Origin of the sequence: uncultured Rhodococcus sp. (assembly GCF_963525155.1) — a bacterium.
In the GTDB taxonomy this organism is placed as follows: Bacteria; Actinomycetota; Actinomycetes; order Mycobacteriales; family Mycobacteriaceae; genus Rhodococcus_F; species Rhodococcus_F qingshengii.
In genome coordinates this window covers 1-6,322 of the sequence record NZ_CAURKP010000247.1, presented here as the reverse complement: position 1 = coordinate 6,322, position 6,322 = coordinate 1, and the positions used below count along the sequence as shown (strand labels likewise).

General features: G+C 61.0%; 7 protein-coding genes and 1 pseudogene. 2 read left to right on the top strand and 6 right to left on the bottom strand.

Translation table 11 applies throughout. From position 1 onward, the window contains the following. Positions 1–253: pseudogene (locus RWT78_RS27195) on the bottom strand (glutamate dehydrogenase); the annotation flags it as partial. Between the two features lie 270 nt (positions 254–523). On the opposite strand from RWT78_RS27195, the gene RWT78_RS27190 reads away from it, so the two are divergent. Then, entirely contained in the window at positions 524–1,858 is a 1,335-nt protein-coding gene (locus tag RWT78_RS27190; RefSeq protein WP_007733338.1) for a DUF4185 domain-containing protein, read from the top strand. Positions 1,859–1,941: 83 nt separating this feature from the next. On the opposite strand, the gene RWT78_RS27185 is transcribed toward RWT78_RS27190, so the two are convergent. Then, positions 1,942–4,119 carry a glutamine synthetase III gene (locus tag RWT78_RS27185; protein WP_003945365.1) on the bottom strand — a complete coding sequence of 726 codons (2,178 nt, stop codon included), beginning with the start codon at positions 4,117–4,119 and terminating at the stop codon, positions 1,942–1,944. A 225-nt stretch (positions 4,120–4,344) separates the two neighbouring features. Here RWT78_RS27185 and RWT78_RS27180 point away from each other — a divergent pair, with 225 nt between their 5' ends. Beyond that, complete coding sequence (locus tag RWT78_RS27180) at positions 4,345–4,614, top strand: putative quinol monooxygenase (RefSeq protein ID WP_231917368.1); 270 nt, start codon at positions 4,345–4,347, stop codon at positions 4,612–4,614. Positions 4,615–4,825: 211 nt separating this feature from the next. Here RWT78_RS27180 and RWT78_RS27175 read toward each other — a convergent pair whose 3' ends face one another. The 4 genes from RWT78_RS27175 to RWT78_RS27160 all read right to left on the bottom strand — a co-directional run. Then, positions 4,826–4,978 carry a hypothetical protein gene (locus tag RWT78_RS27175; protein ID WP_003945315.1) on the bottom strand — a complete coding sequence of 51 codons (153 nt, stop codon included), beginning with the start codon at positions 4,976–4,978 and terminating at the stop codon, positions 4,826–4,828. Beyond that, complete coding sequence (locus tag RWT78_RS27170) at positions 4,979–5,794, bottom strand: class E sortase (RefSeq protein WP_042923869.1); 816 nt, start codon at positions 5,792–5,794, stop codon at positions 4,979–4,981. It abuts the gene before it with no gap. A gap of 66 nt (positions 5,795–5,860) precedes the next feature. Next, a complete protein-coding gene (locus tag RWT78_RS27165; protein ID WP_003945342.1) occupies positions 5,861–6,004 on the bottom strand; it encodes a hypothetical protein in 144 nt (47 codons plus the stop codon). 127 nt (positions 6,005–6,131) lie between these two features. After that, positions 6,132–6,322: LPXTG cell wall anchor domain-containing protein (locus RWT78_RS27160; protein WP_314682191.1), on the bottom strand; the 191-nt coding region annotated here is incomplete at its 5' end.

Genomic DNA, 6,322 nt, shown 5'->3' with positions numbered 1-6,322 from the left:
TGTACTGCACGCGGAAGCCACGGTTGACGTGAACGTTGCCCTGGTCGTCGGTCCACGGCACGCGGAAGATGATCTGGCGTTCCGGCTCGCAGAGCCGCTCGATGAGTCCGGCGTCGGCGTAGCGGGGGTGGCGTTCGAGCACTACGTGAAGAGACTCGAAGACCTCTGCGGCGGCCTGATGGAACTCGGGCTCTCCTGCATTGCGAACCAAAACCTGATCGTAAATCTGCGCTACGCGGTCACGTACGGACACCGCTCACCTACCTCGTTGTGAGAACTCTTTTACATTTCCGTTATATACTAGGCGCCTTTATTGCTGTATCGGACAACTGTCCTGTGAAGGTGAAATCGGACACAGCTGTCACTTGTGTCAGTTGAACGGGCGATTTATAACAATTTGCTCAGCTTTCACTCTCTTAACACATTCCAAATGGTTTGCTTCTGCGGTCGGGGATCACTGTGCCTGTGGTCCGAACGGGAGTCGAAATGATCAGAGGGGCTGCACGTGCGTAAAAAACACTCCATGTCGGCGATGTTGTCGATAGGCGTCGTCACGATTGCCGCGACGATTGCCGCAGCACCGTCTGCGTCGGCGATCGGCGGACCGTGTGGGTCGGGAGGAAGTGGTTCCGCCGGATCGATGACGGGTTCGCTCGGTTCGCTGACCGGATCACTTGGCAGTGGTTCCGCCGGTACCGGCTCCCTCGCCAACGCGTTGCCGTGGATCACCGGCGCGCCCAACGGTGCTCTGCCGGTGCTGACCGGCCGCACCAAAGCGATCGAAATGGTCACTGGCCCAGGCAGTCCCAACAACACTATCGAGCGGTTCAACGTGTCGGGAACCGACCTCGGAATCATGTGGGACAACGGTCTTTCGGGGCCGGATCACGACGTTCTGATGGCATTCGGCGACACGGTGGGCGACTGCGACACCCCGGGTGACGACTGGCGCAGCAACGTGTTGTTCCGCAGCAACGACACCGCCATTGCCGACGGGATGAAGATCGACAGTTCTCCTTTGGACGGCCCCAATCATTCCAAGGAGATCATTCCGGGATTCGGCATTCCGGGTGAGTTCACCACCATCCCGACCGCTGGAATCTCTTACGGTGGTGTGCAGTACATCAGATTCATGTCCGTTCGGTCGTGGGACGAACCTGGAGCCTGGACCACCAACTACTCGGCTCTGGCTTTCTCCACGGACAACGGTGAGAACTGGGAACTCGATCCGGCGACAGTTCGCGCCAATACCGAAGGACTTGGCATTCCGGGGATTCCGGCAGTATCGCCGATCAATTCCAACTTCCAGCAGAGCGCCTTCCTCGACGGTCGGGACGGCTACATTTACGAATACGGAACTCCCTCAGGTCGTTTCGGTAAGGCGATCCTGGCGCGAGTGGCCGGCGCCGACATCAGAAATCTCGGCGCCTACGAATACTGGGACGGCTCCGGTTGGAGTCCGCGAGATACCGATGCCGTTCAGGTCATCAAGGCACCGGTCAGTGAACTCGCAGTGCAGTGGAACGACTACCTGAACAAGTACGTTGCCATGTACACCAGTGCCGAGGGCAACCTGGTGATCCGTCAGGCCGACCAACCGCAAGGCCCGTGGAGTGGTACGCAGACCCTGTTGAGTGGAATCACGTTGCCCGCATTGTACGGCGGATTCATGCACCCGTGGGCGAGCGGACAGTTCCTCGAATTCGTCGCCACCACGTGGGACCGTTACAACGTCATCTACATGCGGACCGATTTGAACGGACTCCAGATGGCGTCGTCGGATTCGCGCGATCGTCCTGACCCCGCGACCACCGGTGAGGCTCGCGTACTCGAAGTCACGATGCCGGAAGACCGCTAGCCGAGCAAGATTCGACAACTATGGCCTGCAACTCGATCGAGTTGCAGGCCATAGTTCTGTGGGTAGTGATATTCGGGTGATACTCAGAGAATGAAGAGCATTTCCTGATACGTCGGGAGTGGCCAGTGATCGTCGGCGACGATGGTTTCGAGGAAGTCGGCCGCTGCACGTACCTCTGCCATGGCGGGCAGGAGTGCGTCCTGTGCGTGCTTGGCCTGATCGAATGGCGACTCGCCGGCGTCGGTGTCGATTGCTGCGCGCAGGGCCGCGAGCGCTGTGCGCAGAGCCGCAACGGGCGCCGACACTTCTTCGAGCGGTGCTGAATCCGGTTCGAGGCCGGCAGACTTCAGTGCGACGAAGTTCTGCGCAACTTCCGTCTGGTGGCGCACTGCGGCCGGAAGGATCAGCGTCGTACCGATTTCGGCGGCCAGGCGTGCCTCGACGCCGATGCTCAGTGCGTACTGTTCGAGTCCGACCTCGTAGCGGCTGTGCATCTCCCGGTGGTTGAAGACCTTGTACTTCTCGAAGAGTTCCATCGAGGATTCGGTGATCAGTTCAGGAAGGGCGTCCAGCGTCGTGCGAAGGTTCGGCAGGCCGCGAGACTCGGCCTCGATCTGCCAGTTCTCCGAGTAACCGTCGCCGTTGAAGACAACCGCACCGTGGTTGGTGATGATCTCGGTGAGCAGATTCTGGACGGCGGTGTCGAAATCGGCGCCGTCGGCGACCGCGGCCTCAAGTTCGGTGGCCATGTAGTCCAAGGCCTCGGCCATGATCGTGTTGATGGTGACCATCGGGCCGTTGACTGTTTGCAGCGATCCTGGCGCGCGGAACTCGAAACGGTTGCCGGTGAAGGCAAATGGGCTCGTACGGTTGCGATCGCCCGGGTCGGTCGGTAGGACGGGAAGGGTATCGGCGCCGATCATCATGGTGCCCTTGTCCTTCGACGATGTCGCGGCGCCCTTGGCGATCTGCTCGAAGACGTCGGCCAGTTGATCGCCGAGGAAGATCGAAATGATGGCCGGGGGAGCCTCGTTGGCGCCGAGGCGGTGATCGTTGGTTGCCGATGCGACCGACGCGCGCAGGAGGCCCGCGTATTTGTGGACGGCCCGGATGACTGCGGCGCAGAATACGAGGAACTGGGCATTGTCATGCGGATTGTCGCCGGGGACAAGCAAACTGCCGAGTTCGGAGTTGCCCAGCGAGAAGTTGACGTGCTTGCCGGAGCCGTTGACACCGTCGAACGGCTTCTCGTGGAACAGACATTCCATGCCGTGCTTCTTGGCGATTGTCTTGAAAGTGGTCATCAGCAACTGCTGGTGGTCCGCGGCGATGTTGCCTCGCTCGAACATCGGGGCGATTTCGAACTGGCCGGGCGCAACCTCGTTGTGCCGCGTCTTGGCGGGGATACCGAGTTTGAAAAGTTCCCGCTCGGTGTCCATCATGAATCCGAGCACACGTTCCGGGATCGCCCCGAAGTAGTGGTCGTCGAACTCCTGGCCCTTGGGCGGCTTTGCGCCGAAGAGTGTTCGGCCGGCGTTGAGGAGGTCGGGGCGGGCGAGGAAGAAGTGTCGATCGATCAGGAAGTACTCCTGCTCGGGTCCGCAGAACGACACGATGTGCTCGGGATCGGTATGGCCGAACAACTTAAGGATTCGTTCGGCGTGGAAACCCATTGCCTGTTGTGAACGCAGCAGGGGAGTCTTGTGGTCGAGCGCTTCGCCGGTCATCGAAACGAACACGGTCGGGATACACAGTGTGTTGCCGTTGGGGTTTTCGAGAACGTAGGCCGGGCTCGTGACATCCCAGCCGGTGTATCCGCGAGCCTCGAACGTGTTGCGCAGCCCGCCGTTCGGGAAACTCGACGCGTCGGGTTCACCTTGGATCAAGGTCTTGCCGGCGAACTCCGCCAGTGCACTGCCGTCGCCGACCGGCTCGAGGAAGCTGTCGTGCTTCTCGGCGGTCAACCCGGTAAGCGGATAGAAGACGTGGGCGTAGTGGGTTGCGCCTTTCTCCAACGCCCAGTCCTTCATCGCGGATGCGACCGCGTCGGCGACCATGGGATCGAGCGGTTTGCCTTGCTCGATCGTCGCCATCACCGATTTGTAGACAAGCTTGGGCAGTCGCTTCTGCATGACCACCTTGTTGAAGACGTTGGCTCCGAACACCTCTCCGGGTGTCTCGTCGGTCGTGAAACTGACCACCGGAGGTGTGTAGGCCTCGACGTCCTTGATCGCTTGCAAGCGAACTGCATTTCCACTCATGTGCTTACCCCTCGCCCGGGCCCAGGGCTGCGCTGCTGATTGCGAGCCCGACTTCGGCAAACCCTACGAACCTCCGGTATCGGGGGTGTTTCGTAGATATTGCGCCTGTCCGCAAACTTCGAGTCACAACGGAAATGTCGACCTGTCGGAGGTCTACGGCAGACTTCGAGCGGAGGGGTCAACACGGGTCAGACGAATCGGAGAGTCTTTGTGATCAGGGTTTTGGTGCCAACCACAGTGGAGCAGGGCGATCTCGCGGAAGTGCTTCGGTTGTACGACGAACTTGTCACCGAGACCCGAAAAGAGGTCGGCTGCATCAACTACGAGTTATTGCAGCGCACCGACAATCCCTGCGAGCTCGTGTTGGCGGAAGAATGGGAATCGCAGGAGCACCTCGACGCTCATACCCATACCGAGCACTTCGTCAGGTTGGTTGAGGCGCTGGCCAAGCTCGAGACGGCAGCGCCGGCGCAGATCTTCACGAAGGTTCTGTAGCGGCGGAGTCAGGTTTCAGTGCTCGCTCAGGCGTCGAACAAACATTCCGGAGAGCCCCGAGCGTCAACTAGGCGACCCGTTCCGACACACGCGGAAACTGGTTTGCATCGACACGCCAGAATCATCGTAGATCCGTCGAGTCCGATGTAGGACAGCACCTTCGGGCTCCAGCCGGGCGTTGTGCAGGTGTCGGCCGACCTGCACGGGCGCTCTATACGGTGACGTCGGAGTAGGGCATATGCTCTGACACCCAAGGAAATACGAATTCCATGAGTAGCAGCACCACCGCGACCACGAGAACGATCGCCAGCAGGGCCTTCACTGGTCGGGGGCCGGGGAGCGCTCCCCAGAGGTATCCGTACATTCATTGCTCCTGGAATGCCGCGGGAATGGTGCCCGAAGTCTTCGAGATTGTTTCGACGAGAACCGCGTGGACGATCAAGCGTTCGCTGTTCGAGTAGAGCGGATGGCACGTGGTCAGTGTCAACATACTTTCCAGCGTGGCGTCGGGCTCGGCCCAAGGGCTTCCGGGCAGCGGGTTGACGACCGCAACATCCCCGGGCACGGTGATGCGCCGCCCGAGGAGATGGACGTAGTCGCCTTCGGAAACACGATCGGCTTGCTCGGGATTCAAGCAGGCTTTCGCCGCAGCGCGACGTTCGGGCGAGGCCTGGTCGAGTGGGAGCAACCGGTACGTCATCCATTGGAACTCGGTCTCCACGACGACGGCATCGCATGCATCGAGTCGATCCAGGTGTTGGAAGACTGCGCCGGAACCATTGCGGTGCCCGGCGAGCGCGAAGTTTCCGGCTTCGCCGGGCATCTGCGAGTCCGGGTAGTGGCCGGGGCCGGCCCGCAGGTCCTCGTTGCGTGTGCCCTCGACGATTGCGTACGCGGCGCCGAGTGTGGGGAAATGCACGCGCGCGAATCCCTCGCCGAGCACAGGGATCAGCGGGGACACCGGCTGACCATCGATCGCTCCTGAGGCTTCGGGGACTTCGGCCCAGGATTCCTCCAGACTGTTGTTGAGCTCGTCCTGCAGCCGCCCCGAGACGATATTGGTCCAGAACGCCTCATAGATGACGAACAGCAGGATGACGACCCCGGCCGTGAGGAGCAGTTCGCCGATTACCTGGCCTGCGCCCGGCCGACGACGCCCTGGAACTTCGGTATCGCTCACGGACCGGGGTCTCCTCTTCACAGATCTACCGAGATAGCTGATGTGTGGAATTGGTGCCGTATCGAACTAGCTGCCCGCGTTGATCGTGGCGCTTCCGGTACCGCCGAGGAGATCGTAAAGGAGTACGGACAGGCGACCGAGGCCGTCGATCGCGGCAGAACCAGTGGTCTCGATGCCTTCGATGACGATCGGGAACGGGAGGAATGACATGGTGTTTCTCCTTCGAGGGGTGGGCCACGGGGGCGGCCGCGAGATAAATACGTCGTGACGGTGAAACAGGGCGGGTGCGACCAGGTGTATGTCGCACCCGCTCTGTTTCGGTATTCCTGGTTGGGAGTTACTCCTGGCCGGGTGCACGCTTGCGGTTACGCAGGGTGAGCCATGCTCCACCGCCGATCAGTGCCAGCGCCAGACCGGCGAGCCAGATGACGTTCGCGCCGGTTACCGGCAGGGACGATGACTGGTCCGGTTTGGCCTGAGCAGGATTTCCCGGAGCAGGTGTGCCCGGAGCACCGTTGTGTCCACCAC

Excerpts from the sequence above, each read along its gene's own strand:
- RWT78_RS27165 (WP_003945342.1), bottom strand. The coding sequence starts at position 6,004 with ATGTCATTCCTCCCGTTCCCGATCGTCATCGAAGGCATCGAGACCACT.
- RWT78_RS27190 (WP_007733338.1), top strand. The coding sequence starts at position 524 with ATGTCGGCGATGTTGTCGATAGGCGTCGTCACGATTGCCGCGACGATT.
- RWT78_RS27185 (WP_003945365.1), bottom strand. The coding sequence starts at position 4,119 with ATGAGTGGAAATGCAGTTCGCTTGCAAGCGATCAAGGACGTCGAGGCC.
- RWT78_RS27175 (WP_003945315.1), bottom strand. The coding sequence starts at position 4,978 with ATGTACGGATACCTCTGGGGAGCGCTCCCCGGCCCCCGACCAGTGAAG.